This is a genomic window from Actinoplanes sp. NPDC051494, from assembly GCF_044454705.1.
Lineage (GTDB): Bacteria > Actinomycetota > Actinomycetes > Mycobacteriales > Micromonosporaceae > Actinoplanes.
Window position 1 is genome coordinate 14,397 of sequence record NZ_JBITDZ010000022.1, and the last position, 26,932, is coordinate 41,328.

Annotated in this window: 21 protein-coding genes and 1 pseudogene; 5 read left to right on the forward strand and 17 right to left on the reverse strand. The window is 70.7% G+C overall.

The window, feature by feature from the left end; translation table 11 throughout:
* Positions 1–276: 276 nt before the first annotated feature.
* The 3 genes and pseudogenes from holA to ACIA6A_RS41005 all read left to right on the forward strand — a co-directional run bounded on the left by holA (position 277) and on the right by ACIA6A_RS41005 (position 3,737).
* Positions 277–1,251: a DNA polymerase III subunit delta gene (gene holA, locus ACIA6A_RS40995; RefSeq protein ID WP_396103563.1), complete on the forward strand. Its 975-nt coding sequence runs from the start codon at positions 277–279 to the stop codon at positions 1,249–1,251.
* Positions 1,248–1,488, forward strand: a pseudogene (locus tag ACIA6A_RS41000) (hypothetical protein); the annotation flags it as partial. The gene holA and the pseudogene ACIA6A_RS41000, both read left to right, overlap by 4 nt.
* 1,523 nt (positions 1,489–3,011) lie before the next feature.
* Entirely contained in the window at positions 3,012–3,737 is a 726-nt protein-coding gene (locus ACIA6A_RS41005; RefSeq protein ID WP_396103564.1) for an SDR family oxidoreductase, read from the forward strand.
* Positions 3,738–3,760: 23 nt separating this feature from the next.
* On the opposite strand, the gene ACIA6A_RS41010 is transcribed toward ACIA6A_RS41005, so the two are convergent.
* Together ACIA6A_RS41010 and ACIA6A_RS41015 are read right to left on the reverse strand one after the other, a co-directional pair.
* Complete coding sequence (locus tag ACIA6A_RS41010; protein WP_396103565.1) at positions 3,761–6,148, reverse strand: ComEC/Rec2 family competence protein; 2,388 nt, start codon at positions 6,146–6,148, stop codon at positions 3,761–3,763.
* On the reverse strand, positions 6,145–6,897 hold the full coding sequence (locus ACIA6A_RS41015; RefSeq protein WP_396103566.1) for a helix-hairpin-helix domain-containing protein: 753 nt from the start codon (positions 6,895–6,897) through the stop codon (positions 6,145–6,147). The genes ACIA6A_RS41010 and ACIA6A_RS41015 overlap by 4 nt, the downstream gene beginning before the upstream one ends.
* Before the next feature lie 1,238 nt (positions 6,898–8,135).
* Here ACIA6A_RS41015 and ACIA6A_RS41020 point away from each other — a divergent pair.
* On the forward strand, positions 8,136–8,924 hold the full coding sequence (locus tag ACIA6A_RS41020) for a putative protein N(5)-glutamine methyltransferase (protein ID WP_396103567.1): 789 nt from the start codon (positions 8,136–8,138) through the stop codon (positions 8,922–8,924).
* Positions 8,925–8,964: 40 nt separating this feature from the next.
* Entirely contained in the window at positions 8,965–9,990 is a 1,026-nt protein-coding gene (locus tag ACIA6A_RS41025) for a hypothetical protein (protein WP_396103568.1), read from the forward strand.
* A gap of 55 nt (positions 9,991–10,045) precedes the next feature.
* On the opposite strand, the gene ACIA6A_RS41030 is transcribed toward ACIA6A_RS41025, so the two are convergent.
* The 15 genes from ACIA6A_RS41030 to ACIA6A_RS41100 form a co-directional block, all read right to left on the reverse strand.
* Positions 10,046–10,894, reverse strand: a complete 849-nt coding sequence (locus ACIA6A_RS41030; protein ID WP_396103569.1) for a DegV family protein — start codon at positions 10,892–10,894, stop codon at positions 10,046–10,048.
* Between the two features lie 24 nt (positions 10,895–10,918).
* Positions 10,919–11,134, reverse strand: coding sequence for a hypothetical protein (locus ACIA6A_RS41035; protein WP_396103570.1), 216 nt, complete (start codon positions 11,132–11,134; stop codon positions 10,919–10,921).
* Positions 11,135–11,250: 116 nt separating this feature from the next.
* Positions 11,251–11,889 (reverse strand): histidine phosphatase family protein, encoded by a 639-nt coding sequence (locus tag ACIA6A_RS41040; RefSeq protein ID WP_396103571.1) that lies wholly within the window; start codon positions 11,887–11,889, stop codon positions 11,251–11,253.
* A complete protein-coding gene (gene rsfS / locus ACIA6A_RS41045; protein ID WP_396103572.1) occupies positions 11,886–12,275 on the reverse strand; it encodes a ribosome silencing factor in 390 nt (129 codons plus the stop codon). The genes ACIA6A_RS41040 and rsfS overlap by 4 nt, the downstream gene beginning before the upstream one ends.
* A 57-nt stretch (positions 12,276–12,332) precedes the next feature.
* A complete protein-coding gene (nadD, locus tag ACIA6A_RS41050; RefSeq protein WP_396103573.1) occupies positions 12,333–12,923 on the reverse strand; it encodes a nicotinate-nucleotide adenylyltransferase in 591 nt (196 codons plus the stop codon).
* Between the two features lie 14 nt (positions 12,924–12,937).
* Positions 12,938–14,404: an ATP-binding protein gene (locus ACIA6A_RS41055; RefSeq protein WP_396103574.1), complete on the reverse strand. Its 1,467-nt coding sequence runs from the start codon at positions 14,402–14,404 to the stop codon at positions 12,938–12,940.
* Between the two features lie 59 nt (positions 14,405–14,463).
* Complete coding sequence (pepN, locus tag ACIA6A_RS41060; RefSeq protein ID WP_396103575.1) at positions 14,464–16,974, reverse strand: aminopeptidase N; 2,511 nt, start codon at positions 16,972–16,974, stop codon at positions 14,464–14,466.
* An 8-nt stretch (positions 16,975–16,982) separates the two neighbouring features.
* On the reverse strand, positions 16,983–17,420 hold the full coding sequence (locus tag ACIA6A_RS41065) for a GNAT family N-acetyltransferase (RefSeq protein ID WP_396103576.1): 438 nt from the start codon (positions 17,418–17,420) through the stop codon (positions 16,983–16,985).
* Positions 17,421–17,480: 60 nt separating this feature from the next.
* Positions 17,481–18,974, reverse strand: coding sequence for a GTPase ObgE (gene obgE, locus ACIA6A_RS41070; protein WP_396103577.1), 1,494 nt, complete (start codon positions 18,972–18,974; stop codon positions 17,481–17,483).
* 123 nt (positions 18,975–19,097) lie between these two features.
* On the reverse strand, positions 19,098–19,370 hold the full coding sequence (gene rpmA / locus ACIA6A_RS41075; RefSeq protein WP_396103578.1) for a 50S ribosomal protein L27: 273 nt from the start codon (positions 19,368–19,370) through the stop codon (positions 19,098–19,100).
* 12 nt (positions 19,371–19,382) lie between these two features.
* Positions 19,383–19,697 (reverse strand): 50S ribosomal protein L21, encoded by a 315-nt coding sequence (gene rplU / locus ACIA6A_RS41080; protein WP_396103579.1) that lies wholly within the window; start codon positions 19,695–19,697, stop codon positions 19,383–19,385.
* A 197-nt stretch (positions 19,698–19,894) separates the two neighbouring features.
* Positions 19,895–20,431, reverse strand: a complete 537-nt coding sequence (locus ACIA6A_RS41085; protein ID WP_396103580.1) for a hypothetical protein — start codon at positions 20,429–20,431, stop codon at positions 19,895–19,897.
* A 132-nt stretch (positions 20,432–20,563) separates the two neighbouring features.
* On the reverse strand, positions 20,564–24,034 hold the full coding sequence (locus ACIA6A_RS41090; protein WP_396103581.1) for an Rne/Rng family ribonuclease: 3,471 nt from the start codon (positions 24,032–24,034) through the stop codon (positions 20,564–20,566).
* A gap of 132 nt (positions 24,035–24,166) precedes the next feature.
* Positions 24,167–24,898 carry a TIGR03936 family radical SAM-associated protein gene (locus tag ACIA6A_RS41095; RefSeq protein WP_396103598.1) on the reverse strand — a complete coding sequence of 244 codons (732 nt, stop codon included), beginning with the start codon at positions 24,896–24,898 and terminating at the stop codon, positions 24,167–24,169.
* A gap of 65 nt (positions 24,899–24,963) precedes the next feature.
* Positions 24,964–26,928, reverse strand: a complete 1,965-nt coding sequence (locus tag ACIA6A_RS41100) for a TIGR03960 family B12-binding radical SAM protein (RefSeq protein WP_396103582.1) — start codon at positions 26,926–26,928, stop codon at positions 24,964–24,966.
* Positions 26,929–26,932 lie beyond the last annotated feature (4 nt).

Genomic DNA, 26,932 nt, shown 5'->3' on the forward strand with positions numbered 1-26,932 from the left:
CCACTCCTTACACCTCGGCGGCGGCGATGCAAGGTCGAAAGGCTGCGACACGCCCGGATTAGGCCGTCCATGCGATTCGACCCCGGGCGATCAGTTCGGATGTGGGTCGGATCACGTTGGCTGCCCAAATCAGACATCCAGCCTGATCGAGACGGCTTACCAGCCGACCGACATGGCGCTTTGCCGATATGTCTGGTTTCGCATTCAATGATCAGACTGCTGCACGCAGGAGTGAGGCTCCCGGAAGTGTCGGACGCCCGTGCGAAGATTTTGCCCGTGAACAGCGCACCTCCCACCCCCTTGGTCCTCGTCCTCGGCGACGAGGAGTTGCTTGCCGCCCGAGCCGTCACCGCGACGGTCGACGCGGCACGGGCGGCCGACCCCGGGGCGGACGTGCGGGAGTACGAAGCCGGCCAGCTGGCCCCGGGTGAGATCGCCGAGATGCTGAGCCCTTCCCTGTTCGGCGGCCAGCGCGTGCTCGTCATCCGCAGCGGGCAGGACGCTCGTAAGGACCTGGCCGCGGCGCTCCTCTCGTACGCGAAGAATCCTGATCCTGAAGTCACTTTGATCGTCACCCACCTGGGCGCGGCGAAGGGCAAGGCGTTCGCCGACGGGCTGAAGTCCGCCGGGGCGACCGTGGTGCCCGCCACGAAGCTCAAGGGCGACCGGGAGCGCATCGCGTTCGTCCGCGACGAGTTCCGCCGCAACGGCGGGCGCTGCGACGAGACCGCCGCCGCCGCGCTGTTGCAGGCGATCGGCACCGACCTGCGCGAGATCGCCGCCGCGTGCTCCCAGCTGCTCGCCGACACCGACGGCAAGATCAGTGCGGGTGTGGTCGCCCGCTACTACAAGGGCCGGGCGGAGGTCAGCGGGTTCGCCGTGGCCGACGCCGCGATGGTCGGTGACGTGCCGGCCGCGCTCGAGGCCCTGCGCTGGGCCCTGCACGTGGGCGTCGACCCCGTCCCGATCGCCGACGCGCTCGCCGACGGCGTCCGCACAGTCGCCCGGGTCGCCTCCGCGGGCCGCGGCAACCCGTACCAGATGGCCAGCACTCTCGGCATGCCCGCGTGGAAGATCCAGAAAGCCCAGGAACGCAGCCGCGGCTGGAGCCCCGAAGGCCTGGTCGACGCGATGCGCGCCGCTGCCGACTGCAACGCCGCGGTCAAGGGCGGCGCCGAGGACCGCGGCTACGCCCTCGAACAGGCGGTCTTCGCGGTGGCCCGAGCCCGCAACTCCGGAGGCACCCGATGACCCGCTCCCGCCGCGCGGGGCTCTCCCGCGAAGAGGTACGCCAGCAGCCGCTCTACGCCCGCGTGCTGGGCCTGCAATACCTGGCCCCCAGCGGCTTCCTGTGTTTCGTCTTCCTCGAAGGCGCGGTGGCCCTGGGCATCCTGCTCGCCCTCGCCGAGCTCGTCACCTGGTGGGGCGTGCTCGTCCTCCCGCTGACGGTCGCCGTCATGGTCAAACTCAACGACGTGGTGGCCGGCGCCCTCACCATCCGCCAGCGGCCCGCCGTCACCAAGCCCAGGACCACCGCTCCCCACACCCGCGACACCGACTTCGCCACCGAATCCCGTACGCTGCCGTCCCGCCACCCCGGCGCCCCGGACCACGCCCTGGTCACCGCCCCCCGCGAGACCAAGCCGACCAACCGCAGCCCCTATGCCGCGGCCTTCCCCAGCACCGCCGACACGGTCCGCCTGTCGGCACCCGGAGACTCGGTGGGAGCGGAAACGGTCCGCTTGTCGACCTCCCCGACAGCCCGAGACGCCGAGACAGTCAGCTTGTCGGCTGCCGCGCTCTCCCGATTCCGCGCAGGCGCCCCCGATCAGGAATCAACGTCCCCGCTGTCGCTACGCCCGGCAACCGAGCTCCCCGACCTGACGCCCCCGGCAGCGACCCGCAGCGACCTGGACTTCGAGCTCCCCACCTTCCCGGCCGAGCAGCCCTCCCACGCCGAGCAGCCCTCTCCAGCCGAGCAGCCCTCTCCAGCCGAGCAGCCCTCCCAGGCCGCGGAGCCGTACCCGCCGTCGCAGCTGTTCCCGCCGTCGCAGCCGTTCCCGGAATCGCAGCTGTTCCCGGAATCGCAGACCTTCCCGGACTCATCTGCCAACCCGGCGTCGCGGTTCCCCACGGCACGCGATGTGTCGGAGTCGCAGACCTTCCCCGTATCGCAGACGTTCCCGGTGCCGCAGGATTTGTCGGAGTCGCAAGCCTTCCCGGTATCGGAGCCGTTCCCGGACTCATCGGCCTACTCAGCGTCGCGGTCCTTCCCGGACGTACCACCCTTCTCAGACCCACAAGCCGCACCGGACCTGCCGGGACTTTCGGATTTACCTGCTTTACCGGACCGGCCCGCTGACGACCACTCGCTCGCCGGCACCTCTGCCGAAGCCGGATTCCCTACCCAGGCCGGATTCCCGGAGACAGGATTCCCGGAGACAGGATTCCCGGAGACACCCACCTGGCGGGAAGCGGCCGCACGAAGAAGGTCCGCGAGACGCGCCGCGAGAAAGTCCGACCAGACCGCGTACCAGGACCTTCCCCTCGCCCACAGCCCGGAGGCGTCACCGGCTGTCGCCCACGATCCGGAGCAGCGACCGGCCGTGCCGAACCTCGCGGACCAGTGGCCGGCCCCCGAGACCCCGGAGCGCTGGCCGAGCACCGATCACCAGCCCAGCGACCCGGAACGATGGGCATTCGGCCCTGGCGGCCCCATCGATCCCGCCGCTCCTCTCGCGGCGGGATCGGCCACAGCTCAGGCGGAAGCGGAATCAGTCAACGCGACCCGCCCCGGCCGGCAATGGGCCGACCAGCTGGACGACCAGCAGCGAGCCCGGCAGTCCGCTTCCCGCCGCTACGAGTAAGCGACCCACCACCTGCCAATTCCACACCGGCACCAGCACCCACCCGATGGTGTGGTCGGTCACTCCGCTGATCGTCACCTTTTCGCGCGTGTGGTCGTCCACCATCTGACGGCCGGACGATGTGAGTGACTGAAGGAGCGGACGATGCGGATCGCGGTTGCCGGTGGGACCGGTCTCACCGGGCGGTGTGTGATGGAGGCTCTCACCGTCGCCGGGCACGAGCCGGTGGTGCTGGCCCGGGGCGTGGGGGTGGACCTGCTGACCGGGGCCGGGCTGGACGCGGCCCTGACCGGCGTCGACACGGTGATCGACGTGAGCAACGTCAGCACGATGAAACGGTCCGTCTCGGTCGGTTTCTTCGACAGGGCGGGCCGGAACCTGACCGCCGCGGCGGCCCGGGCCGGGGCGCGGCACCTCGTCACGCTGTCGATCGTCGGCGTCGATCGGGTCAAGAACCCGTATTACGCGGGAAAGGTCCGCCAGGAGGAGCTCGTACGCGAGGGCCAGGTGCCGTGGACCATTCTGCGGGCGACCCAGTTCCACGAGTTCGCGGGCCAGTTGCTGAGTGGCATGCCCGGCCCGGTCGCGCTGGTGCCGACGATGAAGACCCAGCCCATCGCCGTACGCGAGGTGGCCGCCGCTCTGGTGACCTCGGCCGGGGCAGCCCCGCAGGGCATGGCTCCCGACCTGGCCGGTCCCCGGGTGGAATCGCTGGTCAACATGGCCCGCCGCCTGATCGCGGCGGGCGGCGCGCGGCGGCGACCGGTCCTGCCACTGTGGATTCCCGGCCCGATGAGCAGCGGCGGCCTGTTGCCGCGGGACCCAGGACCGCGCGGTGTCCAGACATTCGATGAATGGCTGACCGCCTGACCCGGCAACCTCGGCACCGCACCTCACGGCGGTGGTGGGTCGCCGCGGGCGACGACCGCCAACCCATCGGGGATCCGCACCGCTGCCAGGTCATCCCCTTCATCGGTACGCAGGACACGGGCCCCGCTGCGTGACAACCGCTGCAGCAGCGCGGGATTCGGGTGCCCGTAGTCGTTGCCCAGTCCGACCGAGATCAGGGCCACCGCCGGGTCGACGGCATCCACGAATTCCACCGACTGGTAGGCGCTCCCGTGGTGCGAGACCTTCAGCACGTCCGCGCGCAGAGCCTGTGGACCCAGGTGGGTGAGGAGTTCCTGTTGCTCCTCGGTCTCGGCGTCACCGGGCAGCAGAACCGTCCGGCCACCGACCCGCGCCCGGAGCACCAGAGAGTTGTTGTTCGGATCGGAATTGGTGCCGTGCAAAGGTTCCAAGGGACCGATCACCAGCAGGTCGAGGTCACCAGCTGTGTACCGCCAGCCAGGTCCGACGGCGGCCAGGGGTGCCCGCGCCCGAACCGCTTGATCACGCACCGCGGCCTGACCGGCGGGAGGATCCGGCCAGTCGGGTGTGACGACCCCGGCGACCGTGCGACCGCGGAACACCCCGGCGACCCCACCGATGTGGTCGACGTGGAAGTGGCTGACCACGAACAGCACGACCTCGCGTACCCCCAGCCGCCGCAGGCAGTTGTCGACCACGGTCGCGTCCGGACCGGCGTCGATCACCACGCCCCGGCCCGGGCCGGCGGGCAGGACGATCGCGTCACCCTGCCCCACCGCACACGTCACGACGATCCAGTGCGGTGGCGGCCATCCGGCAGCGATCAGCCGTACCGGAAGGGCTCCCAGGATCGCACTCACCGCGACCACCGCGACCAGCCTGCGCACGACGGGCCTGCGGGTGGCGATCAGCGACGCGACGGTGAGCACCGCGAGCAGGAGCGCCCCGGGCACACCGCCGGGCCAGGGCAACGCGCCGGCGGGCAGCCGGGAACCGTGCGTCGCGACGAGCACGAGCCAGCGCGTCGGCCACTGGCCGCCCCACGCCAGGTATTCCGCACCGGTGGGCCAGAGCGGCGACAGCACCGCAGCACCGACCCCGAGCAGGGTGGCCGGTGCGATCGCGGGCACCACCAGCAGGTTCGCGGGTACGGCGACGAAGCTGACGCTGGCCGAGATGCCCGCCACCACCGGCCCGCAGGCGACCTGAGCCGCCGCCGGCACGGCCAGCGCCTCCGCGGCCCACGTCGGCCATCGCCGGCGCTCCAGCGCGTCCCGCCACTGGGGTGCGAGCAGCAACAACCCGCCGGTGGCCAGTACCGACAGCGCGAAGCCGATGTCCCCGGCCAGCTCGGGGTCGAGGACGACCAGGACGGCGACACCCGCGGCCAGTGCGGGTACCGCGGCACGCGGGCGACCACCGGCCAGCGCAAGGAGCCCGATCGTCCCCATCGCGGCGGCCCGCACGACACTCGGCGAGGGCCGCGCGAGGATGACGAATCCGGCGAGCACCACGGCGCAGATCAGCACGGTGACAGCGGGCCCGGCCCGCGCCCAGCGAACCGCGTACAGCACCACACCCAGCAGGATGGCGACGTTCGCCCCGCTCACCGCGGTCAGATGCGTCATTCCGGTCGCGCGGAAGTCTTCCCGCAACGCCGGGTCCATCCGGCTGGTGTCGCCGACGACCAGCCCGGGAAGCAGGCCGCCCACGTCGTCGGGCAGCGGTGCGCAGGCGCGCTGCAGACCGGTCCGCAGTGCACCCGCCGCACGCTGGGACCACGACGATCGGCCATGCAGGATCGGCGGGTCCTTGATGGACAGTACGGCCGCGGTGAGGTCGCCGCCGCGCGGTGACTGGAGCCGGCCGCTCGCCGTGGCGCGCTGCCCCGGCAGCAACGGACGCCATCCGGGGTCGGAGCCCAGGACCAGGGCACGCGCGGACAGGCGTGCCGAGGGGGCGTCCGCTGGGTGAACGGCGGTCAGATCGACAGGAATCAGGTAGGTGGGTGGCATGCCCGCTGCGCTTTCGAGCGCCCGTGGATCGTCCCGAACGACCACGTCCACCCGTACGGTGGCACCGGCCTCGACAAGAGCGGCGAGCGGCTCGGCTTCCCGGGTGTGCACCCGGGCGGCCGTGGCAACGGCCCCGCACCCGGCACCGAGCAGCGCGGACAGGACGATCCAGCGCACCGTACGGACCAACGCGCCGACCGATCCCCGAAAGCGCCGAAGCACCAGGTCGGCGGCCGCCCCGGCGAAACATCCGGCACCGACGAGCAGGCCGATGCGGAACGACAGGTAGAGACAGGCCAGGGCAGCGAGCCACAGCGCTACGGCGAATCCGGCAAGACGAAGGTCCGGTGGTGCGGACCCGCTCTCCGCACGCTTGGCCGGTGGCCGGCGGGTCATATCGTCACCAGGTCTTTGAGCTGCTCGAAGCGGGCGGTCCCGATCCCCTCCACCTTGCGGAGATCCGTGACCGCTTTGAATCCGCCCTGCGCGTCCCGTGCGTCGAGGATTCGCTGAGCCAGGACCGGACCGACCCCGGGAAGCGTGTCCAGCTCGGCCAGGGTCGCGGTGTTGAGATTGACCGGCGCACCGGGGGCCGCGGCCCCACCCGGGGAGGCGCCGGCGGGTGCGCCCGGCGGCGGGGTCACACCGACCATGATGAGTTCGCCGTCGACCACTTTCCTGGCAAGATTCAGTGGGGCCACATCGACCCCGGGCTCGGCGCCACCCGCGGCCTGGAGCGCGTCGGCCACCCGCGACCCGGCCACGAGCCGCACCAGACCGGGCTTGCGGACCTTTCCGCCCACCGCGACCACGATCCCGGCCGCGGAGGCACCGGGCGCAGAAGGTCCCGGCACGCCATCGGTGTCCGCGCCGCCGAACGGTGCGCCGTCCGCCACCGAACCGGCCGCTGCCAGCGGTGGGACCACCGGATCGACTCGAGGACGGGCCCGCCAGGCCAGGAACGCGGCGAGCAGTACCACCACGATCGCGACCGCGGCGAGAGCCCTGACCCCACGCCGACCAGGATCGAAGAGCCCGCTCAGCCGAGACCGGAGACTGTCGTCGAAGGCGCCCGCACCGGTGAGCGGTCGAGGATCCTCGTCATCGGGCGAATCCGGCCCAGAAGCAGAGCCGTGGCCGGTCATCCCCGCGTCCGGCCACCCAGGTGGGACCCGCCCCGGGGCCGGCAGATCGCGCTCTTTAAACGCTCCGCCGACGGCCCGATCCCGACCACTGGTGGCCCGGTTCCGCCCAGCAGCGGCCCCGTCTCGGTCTGTAGCGGCCCGGTCCCGGCCTGTGGCGGTCTCGTCCCAGCCTATGGCGGCCCCGTCTCGGCCTGTCGCGGGTTCGTCCCAGCCTGTGGCGGTCTGGCCAAAATCAGCCGCCGCCCAGGCAGGACCGGTCACCACCCGGTCAGGAGCAGCGGCGGGAGCGGACAGGCCGCCCACTCCGCCCCGCGCGGATCGGCCTCCCGTCCCGGACGGCGCGGGCGAGCGGCCCGCCTCGGCCCATACGGATGAGGCGGCAGGGTGAGGCTGGGCAGGGAATGGATCCGAGGCGGTCGCTGGCGCCGAATTATCCGTATATGGCCAGGCCGACAGCTCAGCATCGATGGACCATCCGGACGCCGTGGCACCTCCGGCCGTAGCCGATGACGAGCCCTGGTCGACTGATGACGCCGCAGCCGGCCAGGCCGGGCGCAGCGGGGTGTCCTCAGCTGTCCACGCAGGACGATAGGCGAGGTCCACCGGTGCGTTCCACGACTGCGGCGGGCTCGTGGGCGGCACGGGAGGGTCCGGCTCGGGCAGCGTCACATCGTCGGGCCATCCGGTGGCGTCGTGCGGCCAGCCAGGGATCGCGTTCGCCCAGCCTGGCACCACGTCAGCCCAGTTCAAAGGCGATCCGTCCGGGTCCGGGAAGGCCGGGGACGACGTCGCCGGAGCTGTTCCGGTCATGCCCGTCGATACTGCCCGCGGTGGGTCAGCGGGCAGCGTTCCGGCAAGACGGGTGGGCGGCGACGCCCAGGGTGAGTCCGTGTGCCAGGCCGAGCCCGTGGACCGGGCCGGAGCAGCAGGGCGGACCGGCCTCCCGGCTACCGGCGCCGGAGGAACGGCCTTGAGCGCCGGCTTCCCGGCCCTGGTCACCGGCAGATCTGTCATGGCTGCCGGCGTCGCGACGGCCGTGGGTTCCGGCAGACCGGTCATGGATGCCGGCATCGGCGAACCTGCCAGCGCGGGTGGGGTGGGCAGGATCGTGTCGAGTCTGGTTCGGATGAGGTCATCGGGGGTGCTCGCCTCTCTCACGCCGCGACCGTAGGGTTTTCGCGGGCAGCGCCGCTCGGGTGCCTGTGGACAGAAGCGCATTGTGGATAACCGGGGGCACGATGGAATCTGTGGTAGTAGAAACGGTTCGGCGACTCCGGGCAGCCGGCTGTGTTTTCGCCGAGGACGAGGCTGCGATGCTGATCGAGGCCGTAGGTGAGCCGGCGGGAAAGGGCACCGAGGACAGGCTGTGGGAGCTGGTCCGCCGCCGGGCCGACGGGGAGCCGTTGGAGCAGGTGGTGGGGTATGCCGACTTCTGCGGGATCCGCGTCCGGTTACGGCCCGGCGTTTTTGTTCCGCGGGTGCGCAGCGAGTTCCTGGTACGTATCGCCGCGGCAAAGGCCCACGGTAAGGAAACGGTCGTCGACCTTTGCTGTGGTTCCGGGGCATTGGGACTGGCTTTTGTGCACCTCGTACCCGGGGCGGACCTCTATGCCGCGGACAGTGATCCCGCCGCGGTGGCCTGCGCGAAGGACAATATTGGCGGTCAGGTTTTCGCGGGTGATCTTTTCGACGCGCTTCCCGGCCACCTCCGTGGCCAGGTCGACATTCTCCTGGCCAATGTCCCTTATGTCGCCACCCGGCACATTCCTTTCCTCCCGGCCGAGGCCCGATTGCACGAACCGCAGACCGCTCTCGACGGTGGTGATGACGGTCTCGACGTCTTCCGTGCCGTGCTCGACGGGGCCGGCGCATGGCTTCGTCCGGGCGGATTGTTGCTCTCCGAGATCACGGAGGCACAGATCGACGTCGCCATGGGCCTGGTCCGCGCTGCCGGTCTGTACCCGGAGGTGCACCACGAAGATGATCTTGAAGCTACGGTCGTGACAGCCCACAGACTGAACCGATAAAGTCGGCGCCCTGCGATGTGGGTGGGGAGGCACGAGGGGCGTGGGCCTGTTCCGGAGAGTCGCCCGGGCGCGCCTGGCCAGCCAGGTCATCAAACGACTGCGCCGGTCGGGGATGACGGACGCGCGCTACCACTCCGCGTCGTTCACGGTGCGATTTGTCCGGCCCGGCGACGACCAGCCGAGTGTGCTGCGGCTCGACGAAGTGAAACGCGGGCAGGTCACGTCGTTCGTGGCCGGCTTCCTGCGAGCCCCGGGATTGCCGGCGAACTGGGCCGAGGCACGCCCGTTGTTGCGGCCGGTGCTGCGGGGAGTCACCACCACCTCGGACGTCTCGGCGCCGTTGTGCCGGCCCGCTTTCCCACTGCTGGCGGAATTCGTGGTGGTCGATCAGCCGGACACCATGACGTATGTGAACGCTGCCCATGGCTGGGGTGTCACGGACGCCGAAGTATTCGCCGCGGCCCGGGACAATCTTTCCGGCGCCACCCTCATGGGCGTCGCCGCAGAACCGGTCGTCGTTCAATTCGTGGACGACGGCGACGCGTACTGGACGTCGCATCTTCTGCTCGACGGCTGGCTCGCCGCCCTGGCCGGCCAAGTGGGCGGCAGGCCGGTGGCTTTCGCGCCGGAGCGAGGGCTTCTGCTGGTCACCGCGGATGACAGCGCTCATTTGAGCGGCCTTTTCGCCCGGGCTGAAGCGGTCTATCTCGCGTCGCCACGATCGATCACGCCGATGGCTTACGTTTCCGACGAAAGTGGTCGGACCATACCTTACGATGCTAAACCCGGCTCTCCCTACGACATCTGTGTCCGGCGTGCCAAAGCGGTCCTCGCCGTGCGCGAATATGCGCGTCAGGCCGTGCACCTGCCGCTGGCGGCGGAGTTGTTGATCACGGAGGACGGTCGCACCAGGGCTTTGTGGCCGGCGGACGGGCCGGCATTGTTGCCGGAGGCCGATGAGGTGCAGTTCGGTGCGGAGATCCGATCATGGGCCGAGCTCACCGGAACCCTGATCCCGCAGAACCTGTCCCCCGAACGCTGGCGCGCGGAGGCCTGGCCGACCTGAGAACGCCGCAGCGAAAGAGCAAGGCGTGGGCACGATGGCGGCGGGAGAGGACCGGTCAGGAGCGGCGGTGGACCACGACGCCGGCCGCGCCCGGGCCGACGTGGGCGGCGACCACCGCGCCGATCTCGGTGATGTAGCAGTCCCGTAATCGGTCGCCGAGGCGCATCGACACCGCGTCCGCGAGCGCCCCCGCCCGGTCCGCCGCTTCGAGGTGGTGGACCGCGATGTCGACCTCGCCCGTTCCGGAGGCTTCCACCGCGAGGTCCACGAGGCGGGCGAGGGCCCGGCCGGCCGTGCGGACCTTGTCGCGGACCACGATCGCGCCGTCCAGCACGTGCAGGATCGGTTTGACCGCCAGGGCTGTGCCCAGCAGCGCCGATGCTGCCCCCATGCGGCCACCCCGGCGGAGGAACTCCAGCGTGTCGACGTAGAAGAGGGTGCTCACCTGACTCGCGTGGGCGGCCGCTTCCGCGCGTACCGAAGGCAGGTCTTGATTGTCGCGGGCCGCGGCGGCCGCGGCCAGTGCCGCGAAGCCCAGCCCCATGCCGGTTGTCCCGCTGTCCACCACCTGGATCCTCGGGCCGATCTCGGCCGCGGCCAACATCGCCGCGTCGTAGGTCCCGGAGAGTTTGGAGGAGAGGTGGACCGAGACGATGCCGTCCGCCCCCGCGTCGAGCAGTTCGGTGTACGCGGCGACGAACTGCGAGGGCGCCGGACGTGACGTGCTGACGGCGGCCCGCCGGGTCCGGAGCGCGCGGGCCACCTCGCCGGGGAACATCTCTTCGCCCTCGCGCCCCTCGTCACCGTTGATGACGACGGTGAGCGGGACCACGGTTAGGTCGTAGGTGCCGTGCAGCTCGGCGGGGAGGTACGCGGTGGAGTCGGTGACAACCGCGACGGCCATGCGGGCACCGTAGCCGATGTGGGGCTAGTTCGCCCGCAGAGAAGTGACGGCGAACGGGGTTCCCTGCATGCAGGTGGTCATCATGCCGCTTCTGGTGCTGCCGGTGACGGTGACCGAGGTGCCGGGCACGGCGAGCGCCCGCAGGCCCTCGTCCTCGATGATCAGCAGGTGGTCGTCGAGGAGCAGGCAGCCGGCCTCGACCCCGGCGCTGATGGTCCCGGAGATGGTCTGCTCGGCCATACTCGACTCCCCTGAGCTAGACGAAGAAGACAAAACCGGCGAGGAAGAACCGTTGGCGCACGCCGACAGCGACAGCGCCAGCAGGACAAAACCGGCGGCGAGGCGGAGAGGAGGCATCAGACCGGCGGCGGGACCGGGCGGTCGGAGAACGGCCCGACGTTGTACGCCGCGAGCTGCCACCCCCGCGAGCCGTCATGGCTCAGCTCGGCCCAGTGGCAGTTCTGCAGCGCGCGCAGGGTGCGCAGCTGCTCGCTCTGCCAGCCGAGCAGGTGCCCGACGCCCTGACGGGCCGCCGCGCCGTGGGTGGCCACGATCACGGTGCCGCCGTCCGGGACCAGGTCGGCGGCGGCCTGCAGTCCTTCGGCCACCCGCTTGCCCAGGTCGTCGAGGGACTCGACGTCGCCGCCGATGGCCGACTCGCCGGCTTTCCAGCGGGCGTACTCCGCCGGGCGCTGCTCGGCGACCTCGGTCATGGTGAGGCCCTGCCACGCGCCGAAGTGCCGCTCGCGCAGCCGCTCGTCGTAGCTCACCGGCAGGCCGGTGAGCGCGGCCAGCGCGGCGGCGGTGTCGGAGGCCCGGATCAGGTCGCTGGCGACGAGCACGCCGGGGCGCAGCCGTACGAGCAGCTCCGCCGCGTCCACCGCCTGCTGGCGACCCAGGTCGTTGAGCGGCACGTCGGTCTGGCCCTGGACGCGGTGTCCCGCGTTCCAGTCCGTGTTGCCGTGCCGCCAGACGATCAGCCTGGTGGCGGTCATGCCGTCTCGGCGTCAGCCATGTCGCGATCGACGAACTCGATCAGCGGGCAGTCCTTCCACAGCTTGTCGAGGGCGTAGAACTCCCGCTCCTCCTCGTGCTGGACGTGCACGACGATGTCGACGAAGTCGAGCAGGACCCAGCGGCCCTGGCGCTCACCCTCGCGGCGCACCGGCTTGGCCTTCTCGGGAAGGGTGAGCAGTGCCTCCTCGATGGCGTCGACGATCGAGCCGACCTGGCGCTCGTTGGACGCCGACGCGATGACGAACGCGTCGGTGATGTAGAGCTGCTCGGACACGTCGATGAGGACGATGTCCTGAGCCTTCTTGTCCGCGGCGGCCTGCGCCGCTGCCAGCGCGAGCTCGCGGGCGCGATCGGTGACGGGCACCGGTCTCCCTTCCTTGGGGGTTACAGAGGTACAAGCCTCTCACACCGGTCCGACAACCTATCCCCGGTAAAGCTCCCGCTTGGCGATGTACTGCACCACACCGTCGGGGACGAGATACCATACGGGCTCTCCCTCGCCCACCCGAGCGCGGCAGGCGCTGGACGAGATGGCCATGGCCGGCACTTCCACCAGCGTCGCGGTGTCCGCCGGCAGGTGCTTGTCGGAGAGCTCGAACCCCGGCCGGGTGACGCCGACGAAGTGCGCCAGCGACAGCATCTCCAGCGCGTCCTTCCATGACAGGATCTTCGCGAGCGCGTCCGCCCCGGTGATGAAGAACAACTCGGTCTCCGAGCCGTAGATCGCATGGAAATCACGCAGCGTGTCGATGGTGTACGTGGGCCCGTCCCGATCGATGTCCGCCCGGCTCACGTGGAACCGGGGGTTCGACGCCGTGGCGATGACCGTCATCAGGTATCTGTCCTCGGGCGAGCTGACCGCGCCGCCCTTCTGATAGGGCTGGCCGGTCGGGACGAAGACCACCTCGTCCAGGTCGAAGCGGCTCTGCACCTCGCTGGCCGCCACCAGGTGACCGTGGTGGATCGGGTCGAACGTGCCACCCATGATCCCGATCCGTCGCCGCGTACGCATCGACGAATACTAGATCAACCGTCGAGACGCCTGCGGACGGCGCTGAGCAGGTCCTCGGCGGTGAACGGCTTCTCCAGCAGCGCCACGCCGGGGTCGAGGGTGCCCTGTGAGGCCAGCACCGGCTGCGCGTACCCGGACATGTACAGCACCCGGGTGTCCGGCCGGACGTCCACCAGTCGTTCGGCCAGCTCCTTGCCCAGCATGCCGGGCATCACCACGTCGCTGACCAGCAGGTCGATCGCGCCGTCGTGCAGCGACGCCAGCTCCAGCGCCATCGGCCCGCCGTCCGCGGCCAGGACCCGGTAGCCGGCCCCGGAGAGGATCCGCCCGGCCACGTCCCGCAGGGCTGCCTCGTCCTCCACGACCAGCAGGGTCTCGCCCTTTCCGGCGGTGTCCCGCCCGCCGGCCGGCTCCTCGTCCGAGGACGCGGCGGAGGAGGCGGCACAGGACGGCAGCAGCACGGTCACCGTGGTGCCCAGATTCGGCTCGGAGGCGATGCTGACACTGCCGCCGGCCTGGGTGACGATCCCGTACACGGTGGCCAGCCCCAGCCCGGTGGCCTCGTGGTTGGGCCGGGTGGTGAAGAACGGCTCGAACGCGCGCTCGATCACGTCCGGCGTCATCCCCCGGCCGGAGTCACTGACCCGGAGCCGGACGTAGTCGCCGGGGGCGAGTTCGGGGTGCTCCCCCGTCGCCAGGTGCGCGGCCGCGGTGTCGATGACGAGGTTGCCGCCGGTGGGCATCGCGTCGCGGGCGTTGCCGGTCAGGCTGACCAGCACCTGTTCGATCTGGGCGGGGTCGCAGGTGATCGACGGCAGCCCGGCGGCCGGGCGGGTGATCAGCTCGATCCCGTCGCCGAGGATCTCGCGCAGCCGTTGTCCGGCGTCCGCGACCGCGTCGTTGAGGTCGAGCACCTGGGGCCGCACGACTTCACGCCGGGCGAACTTGAGCAGCTGATGGGTGAGTGTGGTGCCCCGCTCGCCGGCCCGGACCACCTGCTGGGCGTCCGAGACGATGGTGGCGGCGTCCGGCTTCTCCCCCTCGGCTTCCTCGATGACGAAGTTGGCGTAGTTGACGATCACGCCGAGCAGGTTGTTGAAGTCGTGCGCGACGCCGCCGGCGAGCTGCCCGAGCGCCTCCAGCCGGCGGTGTCGCTGACTGGAGGCCTCGGCGCGCAACTCGTGACGCTCAGTGACGTCGCGGACCGCGACGACCGTGCACCCGCCCATGATCGACAGGGTGACCTCGGCGGGGAACTCGGTTCCGCCCTCCCGGCATCCCTGGGCGAAGTGCGGCCCCCGGTCGCGGGACCGCAGGAACCCGTCCCGGAAGAACCGGTCCACGGGCTGACCCAGGAGGTCGTGCCGGAAGGACTCCCGGGCCCGGTCGTTGGCCAGGACGATCCGCCCGTCGTCGACGACCAGCACCGCGTCCTGGACGGCCGCCAGCACGCCCTTCGACAGCTCTTCCGACCATTCCACCGCCCACCCCCTGTCCCAGAAGGCTAACGGGTGAAGCGGGACGGAATGGGCAAAATCATCTATCCCCGGGCGACCAGGGCACGGCGCACGTCGTCGTCGCCGTCGGTGACCACCCGATGCATGATGGACGACACGTCCGGCGAGGCCATCAGGTCCGCGGCGAGCTGCCGGGTCCGTTCCGAGACCACCACCGATGGGTACGCCGTCACGGCCACCCGCTCGCCACTCATCCCGCCCCGGCGCGCCAGCATCTGCGGGACCTCGGTGAAGTAACGCTCGGTGTACGGGGCGACCAGCTCGAGCTGCTCGGCATGCCAGAACCCCTGCGCCGTGGCCTCCAGCAACCGGTTCGACGCGTCCGGATCGTTGATCAGGTAGTCCCAGGCACGGGCCTTGGCGTCGGCGTCCGGCAGCGCCGCGCGGCACCGGGTCGCCCACTGCTCCCCGGAAGCGCTGCGGTCGGCCTCGAAACGCGCCTCGATCTCGTCCGTACCGGCGGCGCCGAGCACCACCAAGCGGTACAGGATCAGCCAGCCCAGGTCGTCGTCGACGGCCACACCGGTGGGCACGTTCTCGCCGGCGAGCCAGCCCTTGAGACGTACGGTGTCGATCGTCGCGCCGATCAGGCCGCGCACCCCGGCGAGCTGACGGGAACTCCCCGGTTCGGCCGCCGCGACCAGCCGGTCACAGGCCTGGGCGAGCAGTTCGAGCGCCGCCGACCGGGCTTCCGGGGCCGGGTACCGGTCCACCAGGCCACGGGCGGTGCTCAGCACGTCCTCGACGATCACCACCTCACGCTCCACCGGGAGCGCGGCGAGGATCAGGGTGACCAGCTCCGCGACCGGGCGTTCGGCGTCGGTGACCGCGTCGAGCATCGAGCTCCAGAGCACGGCCCGGGCCAGCGAGTCCTCCAGCAACGGCAGGACCAGCGGCACGGCGCCGGCCGAGGACTCGTCCAGGCGGATCTTCGCGTACGCCAGATCGCCGTCGTTGACCAGCAGGAGCGTGGCCGCCGGCTCACCGGTCAGGTCGGGCAGCAGGGTACGCCCGCCGTCCACGTCCGGGTCCAGTTCCACCTCGACCTTGCGGCGCAGCGTCACGGCCCCGTCCACCCCGTGGTCGTAGAGGCCGACGAACAGCTTGTGCGGGCGCAGCGTCGGATAGCCCTCGGGTGCCGTCTGCACGAGCGCGACCTGGGAATACGTGCCGTCGGCGGCGTGCTCGACCTCGGCCCGGATGGTGTTGACCTGGGCGCTGCGCAACCAGCGGTCGGCCCAGGAGCTCAGGTCGCGCCCGCTCGCCTGGGACACGGCGGCGAGCAGGTCGGCCAGCGTCGCGTTGGCGTACGCGTGCGACGCGAAGTGCTCGTTGAGACCGGCGAGGAACGCCTTGTCGCCGACGAAGGCGACAAGCTGCCGCAGGACCGAGGCACCCTTCGCGTACGAGATCCCGTCGAAGTTGAGCAGCGCCAGCGCGGTGTCCGACACGTCCACCGGGGCCACCGGGTGCGTCGAGGGCCGCTGGTCGGCGCGGATGCCCCAGGCCTTGCGGTGCAGCGCGAACGTGGTCCAGGCGTCCTTGAAGTCGGTCGCCTCGGCGGTGATCCGGCTGCCCAGGTACTCGGCGAACGACTCGTTCAGCCAGAGGTCGTCCCACCAGGCCATGGTCACCAGGTCGCCGAACCACTGGTGGGCCATCTCGTGCGCGATCACCATCGCCCGCTGCTCGCGCTCACTGTCGGTGACCGCGGAACGGAAGATGTACTCGTCGCGGAACACGACGATGCCCGGGTTCTCCATCGCGCCGAAGTTGAACTCGGGCACGAACGCCTGGCCGTAGTGGCCGAAGGGGTACCGCACGTCGAAGATCTGGTGGTAGCGGTCCAGGCACTGCTTGGTGATCGTGAAGATCTCCTCGGCCTGCTCGTCGAGGTTCGCCGCGAGCGCCTGCCGGGCGTAGATCGCCAGCGGGATGCCGTCGTGCTCGTCGGTCCGCGCGTGGTACGGCCCGGCGACCAGCGACGCGAAGTACGTCGACAGCGGCTTGGTCGGCCGGAACTTCCAGACCCCGCCCTCGGGCTCCCCGTCCAGCTCGCCGTTCGCGGCCACGATCCAGTCCGCGGGGGCGGTGACGGTCAGCGTGAACGGCGCCTTGAGGTCAGGCTGGTCGAAGCAGGGGAAGATCCGCCGGGCCCCGTCGAGGAACATCTGGGCGTACAGGTAGACCCGCTGATCGGCCGGGTCGACGAAGCGGTGCAGGCCCTCGCCGCTGCGCGAGTAGCGCATCCTGCCCTCGACCACGAGCTCGTTGGCCGCGGCCAGCCCGGTGAGGGTGAGCCGCTCGTCCGCCAGGGCCGCCGGGTCGACCGGGGTCCCGTTCAGGGTGGCGGACAGCAGCTCGACCGGCTCCAGCTCGACGAACGTGGAGCCACCGGGCTCCCCGTCGAAGGTGAGCACGGTGCGGGACAGGAAGGTGTCGCCGTCGCCGGTCAGATCGAGGTCGATCCGGTATCCGGTGACGGTGACGGTGGCGGCTCGGGCGGTAGCCTCGGCGCGGGTCAAACTCGGCATGCGCCCCATCATGCCCGTAGTGGTGCACCACGCCCCACCGCGACGCCGGTCATGACAAAAAACTCGTCGAAAGACAGTGTCTTTTCGAACACCACCGCCGCGGCTGACGTGCGCTCCCGGTAACCCGACGAGCGGAACAGCTCGATCGCGTCCGTGAGGCACCGGGCGACCTCGAGCCGCAGCACCGGCCGGCCGGCGGCCAGCGCCTCCTCCTCCAGCGCCACCACCAGCTGGCGGGCGAGTCCCCGGCCCCGGAAGGCGGGCCGTACGTACAACCGCTTGAGCTCGGCGGCGCCCGGCCCGAGGGCCTGCCAGCCGCCGCAGGCGACGACCCGGCCGTCCACGACCCCGGCCAGGTACGACAGGGCCGGGTCGAACGCGTGTCGCTGAGCTGTCAGGAGGACGGCGAGCCCGGGGTCCGTGGCAGGACGGGATTCGATCAGCACGGGCGTAACGCTAGGCCCGTCCCGTAGCCCCCGGGTTGCCGGAAGCTGGCCGGGAACCGATCACTCCCCGTCGAGGTCCTCGTCCTCCATCAGGACCGGCTTGCGGGACATGGCGATCGTCGAGACCGTGCCGTCCTCGGACATGTGCAGCAGCTCGTCCTCCGAGCGGACCCGGCGGCCCTTACGGGCGGCGAGACGCTGGGCGGCGGTGGCCCGGTTGATGTCTTCCTCGAGGCGGGCGTCCGTGCCACGCGGGCCCGAGACGTACTCACCGGCGTTGGGCTGCCAGTCGAACTCGCGGGTGGCGATACGCACCGCGTCGCCGGCCTGCGCGCCCTTCTTGGCCAGCGCGGCCTCCACGCCGAGGCGGTCCAGGCGGTCCGACAGGTAGCCGACGGCCTCGTCGTTGTCGAAGTTGGTCTGCATGATCCAGCGCTCGACCTGCGGGCCGCGGACGACGTAGACGCCGTCCTCCTTCTCGATCGTGAAGCCCTTCTCGTCGACCGCGCGGGGACGCACGATCGCCCGGCTGGGCTCGATCGGCGGGGCGGCGAGGCGGTGGGTCTCCACCATCTCGGCGAGCGCGAAGACAAGCTCCTTGAGGCCCTCGCGGGTGACCGCGCTGACCTCGAACACCTGGTAACCGCGCGCCTCGAGGTCGGGGCGGACCATCTCGGCGAGGTCCCGGCCGTCCGGGATGTCGACCTTGTTGAGCACGACCATCCGCGGCCGGTCCTCGAGGCCGCCGTACGCCTCGAGCTCCGCCTCGATGGCGTCCAGGTCGGCGATCGGATCCCGCTCGACCTCGAGCGCGGCGGCGTCCAGCACGTGCAGCAGCACCGAGGTGCGCTCGATGTGGCGCAGGAACTCCAGGCCCAGGCCCTTGCCGGTGGCGGCGCCCGGGATCAGCCCCGGCACGTCGGCGACCGTGATGACCTTCTCACCGGCCTGCACGACACCGAGGTTGGGCACCAGCGTGGTGAACGGGTAATCGGCGATCTTCGGCTTGGCCGCGGAGATCACCGAGATCAGCGACGACTTGCCGGCCGACGGGAAGCCCACCAGGCCGACGTCGGCGACGCTCTTGAGCTCGAGCACGACGTCCAGCTGGTCGCCGGGCTCGCCGAGCTCGGCAAAGCCGGGAACCTTGCGGCGGCTGTTGGCCAGCGAGGCGTTGCCCCGGCCGCCGCGGCCGCCCCGGGCCACCTCGAACTCGGTGCCCTCGCCGATCAGGTCGGCGATGACCTCACCCTCGGGGGTCATCACCACCGTGCCGTCGGGGACCTTGAGGGTCAGTCCGCTGCCGTTGCCGCCGTCACGGTTGGCACCGGCGCCACCGGCGCCGTTCTGCGCCTTGACGTGCGGGCGGAAGTGGAAGTCGAGCAGGGTGTTCTGCTGCGAGTCGACGACGAGCGTGACGCTGCCGCCGTGCCCCCCGTCGCCGCCGTCGGGGCCGCCGAGCGGCTTGAACTTCTCCCGGCGTACGGAGACACAGCCGTGGCCACCGTCCCCAGCCTGCAGGTGCAGTACGACCCGGTCGACGAACGTAGCCACTTCGGTTCTCCCACTTCGAACGCGGTCGTCCTCGGAAGGAGAACGCCCGGTAAATACGGCAGCGGGCCGAGGACCTCAGAAGGTCCGCGGCCCGCTGTCACGCTTGGTGCTGGTGCAGCCTGCTTAGCTGGCTGCGGTCGCCGTGGCGACCGGCACGATGCTGATGGTCTTGCGACCACGCGTGTGACCGAAGAGCACGTTGCCCGCGGCGAGCGCGAACAGCGTGTCGTCGCCACCGCGGCCGACGAGGTCGCCCGGGTGGAACTTCGTGCCACGCTGGCGGAGAATGATCTCGCCGGCCTTGACGAGCTCGCCACCGAACCGCTTCACTCCGAGCCGCTGGGCGGCGGAGTCACGGCCGTTGCGAGAGCTGGATGCACCCTTTTTGTGAGCCATGGCGGTTCGTCCCTACTTCTTGTTGGAGATACCGGTGACCTTGACGAGCGTCAGCGGCTGGCGGTGCCCCTGGCGCTTGTGGTAACCGGTCTTGTTCTTGAACTTGTGGATCCGAATCTTCGGGCCCTTGGTGTGCTCGGCGATCTCGCCGGACACCGTAACGTTGGCAAGCTTGGCCGCGTCGGTCACCAGGTTGTCACCGTCGACGAGGAGGACCGCGGCGAGGCTCAGCGAGTCGCCGGGCACACCCGCGAGCTTCTCAACCTCGATCACGTCGCCCTCGGCAACCTTGTACTGCTTGCCGCCGGTCTTGACGATCGCGTACATAGACGCGGACTCCCTGAGACTTGCGCAGCGGAAATGCACTGCTTGGCGGATGTAGCTGGTCCCCGGCGCTGAACCATCCACTGCTGGAGGGCCCGCGCACGGGAACACGACGCATGAAAAAGCGCCGTTAGACAGCGTACTTCATCAGTGGCGTGGCACCCAAACCGGGAGCAGCTCAGCCGGTTCCGGAGAAGAAACTAGGCGGTGCCACAGACCTTGGCCAGGCTTTCCTGCAGCCCGGCCAGCTTCTCCGCGTCCAGTTTACGCACGTCACCCTTGAGCGAGGCAACTTCCTTGGCCATCTCGGACAGGACCGTCTTCAGCTCCGGGTCCGACGCGAGGTTGGCCATGTCCACCAGCGCGAACGAGAAGTTGTCCACGTCACGCGCGGTCTTGCCCTGCGCCTGACCGATCGAGGCGGCGTCCTTGCCGCTCTCGGCCTCGATGAGCAGCTTGATGTCCGCGGCGAACGTCTTGCCGGCGGCGGCGCTCGTCTTCGACGCCTGGGTGCAGATGGCGTCGGTGTCGTTCTTGAGAGCGGCGTCACCACTGGCCGCCGGAGCGTCCGGAGCCGCCGCGGACGCCGAGGAGGAGCCGGGTGCGGTGGGAGCGGTGGAGGCCGCCGGGGCGGCTTGGGCCTGGGATGGAGCGGCCGTGGGGGCGGCAGCGTCCTCGGAAGGGGACGAACAGGCACTGAGCAGGAGTAGTGCGGTCACGCACAGGAGGCGTCGCATGGGTTCCGGGCTCCTCGTAGAGGGGGGATGAGCGGGGAAGCCCCGAGGGTAGCCGACATTGATCCCCGGACATGGACCGGGCGGCCCCAGCAGGTAAAACCCGCCGGAACCGCCCGGATCACACGCGATATGTCAGGGCCGGGTACGCCGTCGCTGGCCGCCGCGCCGGGACCGTCGCCGGCCACCCGCTCCCGCGCCCACCGGCTCGTCCTCGTCATCCTCTTCCTCGTCACCGGCGGCGTCAGGGTCGTCGGTGCCGGTCAACCGCAGAGGCTCCTCCGGGTACGAGGTCCCGTTCGCCTCGTACCGGGAGAGGTCGTAACCGCTGATGTCGTACTCGTCCGCGTCGTCGCTCGTGCTGACCGCCGCGGGCGCCCGGGTGATCACGCCCGACCCGGCCACGCTCGGCCGGACCGGCTCCTGCGGCGGGATCCCGGCGGTCTCGGCCGCGGGATCCTCCCGGGTCAGGTCCGCCGGCACGTCCGCCACGACCTCGGCCGGCGCGACAACGGCCGGCGCGACAACGGAAGCGGGAGCCTCGATCGGGGCCGGAGCCTCGATCACCGCCGGAGCCTCGATCACCGCAGGGGCCTCGGCCTGCGGCTGGTCGCTGTTGCCACCGCGCCGCCGCCGGGACTTCGTGCTCGCCTGCTGCTGCACCGGCGGGGCCTCGGTCCGTGCCGCCGCGGCGACCGCCTTGACCTGGCTGCTGGCCGCACCGACCGGGCGCTTCTCCTGCACCGGCTCGGTGTGGATCACCACACCGCGGCCCTTGCAGTGGTCACAGGTCTCGCTGAACGCCTCGAGCAGGCCGGCACCGATGCGCTTACGCGTCATCTGGACCAGGCCCAGCGAGGTGATCTCGGTGACCTGGTGCTTCGTCCGGTCCCGGCCGAGGCACTCGGTGAGCCGGCGCAGCACCAGTTCGCGGTTGCTCTCCAGCACCATGTCGATGAAGTCGATCACCACGATGCCACCGAGGTCACGCAGGCGCAGCTGCCGCACGATCTCCTCGGCCGCCTCGAGGTTGTTACGGGTGACCGTCTCCTCGAGGTTGCCGCCGGCACCGGTGTACTTACCGGTGTTGACGTCGACCACCGTCATCGCCTCGGTGCGGTCGATGACGAGGTGACCACCGGAGGGCAGGAAGACCTTGCGGTCCAGGCCCTTGAGGATCTGCTCGTCGATCCGCTTCTCGGCGAAGACGTCGTTGACGCCCACGTGCCGGTGCAGCCGGTCGATCAGGTCGGGCGACACCGACTCGAGGTAGTCCTCGATCTCGTCGTACGCCTGCTCACCCTGCACGATCAGGTCCCGGAAGTCCTCGTTGAAGAGGTCCCGGACGACCCGGATCACCAGGTCGGGCTCCTCGGAGAGCGCGGCGGGCGCGTGCCCCTCGGCAGCCTTGGCCTGGATGTCCTCCCACTGCGCCTGCAGCCGCTTGACGTCACGGGCGAGCTCGTCCTCGCTGGCGCCCTCGGCGGCCGTGCGCACGATCACACCGGCACCGTCCGGGACGAGCTTCTTCAGCACGTCACGCAGGCGCTTGCGCTCGTTGTCGGGCAGCTTGCGGCTGATCCCGGAGGCGTTGCCGTTCGGCACGTACACCAGGTGGCGGCCGGAGAGCGCGATGTGGCTGCTCAGCCGGGCACCCTTGTGACCCATCGGGTCCTTGGTGACCTGGACCAGCACCGAGTCGCCGGAGCGCAGCGCCTGCTCGATCGAGCGGGAGCGGCCCTCCAGACCGGTGGCGTCCCAGTTGACCTCGCCGGCGTACAGCACCGCGTTGCGGCCCCGGCCGACGTCGACGAACGCCGCCTCCATGCTCGGCAGCACGTTCTGCACCTTGCCGAGGTAGACGTTGCCGACCATGGTCCCGGACGTGGTCCGCGACACGTAGTGCTCGACCAGGATGCCGTCCTCGAGCACGGCGATCTGGGTCCGGTCCGGCTTCTGCCGCACGATCATGACCCGGTCGACCGCCTCGCGACGGGCCAGGAACTCCGACTCGCTCAGGATCGGCGGCCGGGTGCGCCGCTGCTCACGGCCGTCGCGCCGGCGCTGCCGCTTCGCTTCGAGCCGGGTCGAGCCGGACACACCCTGAACTTCATCGCTGGTACGACGTGGTTCGCGCACCCGCACGACGGTGTGCACGCCGTCCTCGACACCACCGGTCTCGGTGTCACCCGACCCCTTGCGACGGCGACGACGGCGACGACGGGTGACGCCGTCTCCCTCGTCGCTCTCGTCCTCCTCGGTCTCGGCGTCGGCCTCGTTCTCCGGGGACTCCTCGGCGTCGGTCTCGGCGACCTCGTCGTCACCCTCGTCGGACGGGCCCTTGCCCCGGCCGCGGCCACGACGGCCACGACGGCGCCGGCGACGGCTGTTGCCGTCCTCGTCCAGCTCGTCCTCGATACCGTCCTCGACGTCGTCGGAGCTCTCGTCGGCCTCCTCGAGCACGGCCGGCTCGGCAACCTCGGCGACGACGGCTTCCTCGGCCTCGGCGGCGGCACCCCGGCGCCGGCGGCGGCTCCGGCGGGCACCCTCGGCGGGCTCCTCGGCAGCGATCTCGACAGGTTCGGGGGCGACAGTCACGCTCTCGACCTCGGCGACCGGCTCGGCCACGGGGGCGGCGGTCGCACCACGACGAGCACGCCGGGCAACCGGTGCGGGCTCGGCGTCCGGGTCCGGCGGCATGAACAGCACGGCCGGCGGCAGCGCGGCCTTGCGGCGGCGGGTCCGCGGGGCGGTGTCCTCGGCGATGATGTCGCCGTCGAGCGGCAGCACGGCGATGACCGGCACCGGAGCGATCCCGGCGGCGGTTTCGTCCTCCTCGGCGTCCACGGCGGGCTCGTCCTCAGCAGGCACAGCGCTCAGCGGGGCCTCGAGCCCCGAAGACGAACCCTCCGGGGAAGAAGCCTCCGGGGAAGAAGCTACCGGCGACGAAGCCACCGGCGACTCAGCGACGGGCGACTCAGCCACCGAAGACGAGGACGACGAGGCCACCGGGGAAGACGAGGCCACCGGGGACGAGGCCACCGGATCGGCCGTGGTGTCGGGCGTGGCGGTCTCAGCCGCCGAAGTCTCGGTTTCCGCCACCGGGGCGGCAGCGGCCGGGGCCGCCTTCTTGCGGGCCCGGCTCCGGGCCGCCTTCACCGGAACGACCGGCTCGGCGTCACTGAGCAGGCTCTCCACCACAGCGGCGGGATCCTCGGCGACGGACGGGGCAGCGGCCGGGACGGCCTTCTTGCGTGCCCGGCTCCGGGTCGCCTTGACCGGCGCGACCGGAGCGGCCTCACCGGCACCGTCACCGGCGCCATCGCCGGTAGCAGAAGCGGGAGCACCGGCAGCCGGAGCAGCAGCCGGGTCAGCACCGGCCGGAGCGGCGGCGGCATCGGTCGCGGCGGGGTCGCCGGGACCGGATTCGGCCCCGGGCGTTTCGCCGGGAACCGCGGCGGCGGCCGCCGGAGCAGCCGCCTTCCGGCGGGGAGCACGGGTGCGGCGCACGGGTGCGGCTTCGGCGGCATCGACGGGAGGAGGAGTAGTGCCCTCTTCCCGCTCACCGCCCTCATTTCCCAGGTTCGGGGGCTCGTTTTCGAGCATGGGGCGCTCTCCAGTTCTGGCGGCCCCGGGCGCGGGTGAGCGCTGCCACGCAGGGTCGCCGCAAGTTTTTCGGTCCCGGCCCTCATCGGACGGGATGCCGAAGTCTGCCAACGCGGGCGCCGACCGAACCGGCTAGCGCCCTCCGATGGTGGCGTCCACGCGATCCGCGTCCAACGGATCGACGATCTCCCCCTGGGGGGTGAGCGAGCCCTGGGCCAGCCGGGTGACCCGTGCGGGTACCGGCGGCTCCAGGCCGGCCACCACACGCAGACCGGACAGGACGTCATCGGGCCGAACGGCGGGAGTGACCTGCCGCACGACAAGGTCGATTATCGCACACGGTGCCGCGTTGGCCCCGGAAGGTGCCGCAGACTCCTTGGTCACAGCCAGATACGCAACCGGATTCCGGGCGTCGAACGTGCGTTTGCCCTGCTTGGTCATCCGTTCGACGGGCACTTCGGTGGCCGCGAGAAACGCCTCGACGGCTTTTTCCGCCACGTCGGACTCGATCTGCGGCAGCTCGATGCGCCACCGCGAGGCGTCGATCCGGTCGGCGAGGCTGCCGTTGCCCTCGATCGCGACGACTGCGTCGAGCACGTCGAGCCCGGGTGAGAGCGCCGCGTCCAGGGCGACCCGGAGCTGATCCGGGTCGACCACGGTCTGCAGCCCGATCTCCAGGTATTCCGCCTCGCTGCCGACACCGGTCGGCGCCGCACTCGCGTACGAGATCTTGGGGTGGGGGGTGAAGCCCTGGGAGAACGCGATGGGCACCCGGGCCCGCTGCAGGGAGCGCTCGAAGGCCCGGGCGAAGTCCCGGTGCGAGGTGAAGCGCAGCGGTCCGCGCTTCGCGTAGCGGAGGCGGATGCGCTGGACGACCGGGGCCTGACCGCCGACCGGCTGGTTCTTGGCGATGGCTCGTTCCTTCTGAGCTAGTGGGTGTGACCGGCGGTGACGGCAGGCACGCGCAGGCCGCTGACCGGGGTCAACGGAAGCAGCTTCTTACCGGTGGGGCCGATCTGGATGTCGGTGTCCATCGACGGGCAGACACCGCAGTCGAAGCACGGGGTCCAGCGGCAGTCGTCCTGCTCGTACTCGCTCTTGGAGTCCTGCCAGTCCTGCCAGAGCCAATCCTTGTCGAGGCCCGAGTCCAGGTGGTCCCAGGGCAGGACCTCGAGCTGATCGCGCTCGCGGGTGGTGTACCAGTCGAGGTCGATACCGAACTCCGGCAGGACCTCGGCGGCGGACTCGACCCACCGGGTGTACGAGAAGTGCTCGGACCAGCCGTCGAAGCGCTGGCCCTTGTCCCAGGCCCGCTTGATGACCTTGCCGACCCGGCGGTCGCCGCGCGACAGCAGGCCTTCGATCAGCGACGGCTCACCGTCGTGGTACCGGTAGCCGATCGCGCGGCCGAGCGACCGGTCGCTGTTGATCTCCTGCTTGAGCATCCGGAGCCGGCTGTCGATGACCTCCGGGCGCTCCATCGGCGCCCACTGGAACGGGGTGTGCGGCTTGGGCACGAACCCGCCGATCGACACCGTGCAGCGGATGTCCTTGGTGCCCGCGGCGATCCGGCCGGCCTTGATGACCTCGTGCGCCATCCGGGCGATCTGCAGCACGTCGTCGTCGGTCTCGGTGGGCAGACCGCACATGAAGTAGAGCTTCACCTGCCGCCAGCCGTTGGAGTACGCCGTGACGACCGTCCGGATCAGGTCCTCCTCGGTCACCATCTTGTTGATGACCTTGCGGATCCGTTCCGAGCCGCCCTCGGGGGCGAACGTCAGTCCGGTCCGGCGACCGTTGCGGGACAGCTCCTGCGCCAGGTCGATGTTGAACGCGTCCACCCGGGTCGACGGCAGCGACAGCGACACATTGGTGTCGGCGTACTGCTCGGCCAGCCCGGAGCACATGTCACCGATCTCGGAGTGGTCGGCGCTGGACAGCGACAGCAGGCCGACCTCGGAGTAACCGGAATACTCCAGCCCCTCCTTGACCATCTGGCCGACCGTGGTGATCGAGCGCTCCCGCACCGGGCGGGTGATCATGCCGGCCTGGCAGAAGCGGCAGCCCCGGGTGCAGCCGCGGAAGATCTCCACGGCATACCGCTCGTGGACCGTCTCGGCGAGCGGGACCAACGGCTTCTTCGGGTACGGCCAGGCGTCGAGATCCATGGTCGTGCGCTTGTTGACCCGGAACGGCACGTCCGGGCGGTTGGGTACGACCCGCTGGATCCGGCCGTCGGGGAGGTACTCGACGTCGTAGAAGCGCGGCACGTAGATGCTCTCCGTACGTGCGAGACGCAGCAGCAGCTCGTCGCGCCCGCCCGGGCAACCCTCGGCCTTCCACTCCCGGATGATCCCGGTGATCTCCAGGACCGCTTCCTCGCCGTCACCGAGCACGGCGGCGTCGATGAAGTCGGCGATCGGCTCCGGGTTGAACGACGCGTGCCCGCCGGCGAGCACGATCGGGTCCTCGACCGTGCGCTCGGCGCTGTTCAGCGGGATGCCGGCCAGGTCGAGCGCGGAGAGCATGTTGGTGTAACCGAGCTCGGTCGCGAACGACAACCCGAGCACGTCGAACGCCCGGACCGGGCGGTGCGCGTCGACCGTGAACTGCGGGACGCCGACTTCCTTCATCAGCGTCTCGAGGTCGGGCCAGACCGCGTACGTCCGCTCGGCCAGCACGTCGGGCTGCTCGTTGAGCACCTCGTAGAGGATCTGGACGCCCTGGTTGGGCAGCCCGACCTCGTACGCGTCGGGGTACATGAGCGCCCACCGGACCGCGGTGGAATCCCAGTCCTTGACGACGGCACCGAGCTCCCCACCCACGTACTGGATCGGTTTGCTGACCCGGGGCAGAAGCTGCTCGAGCTGAGGAAAGACGGATTCGACGCTCATGGGC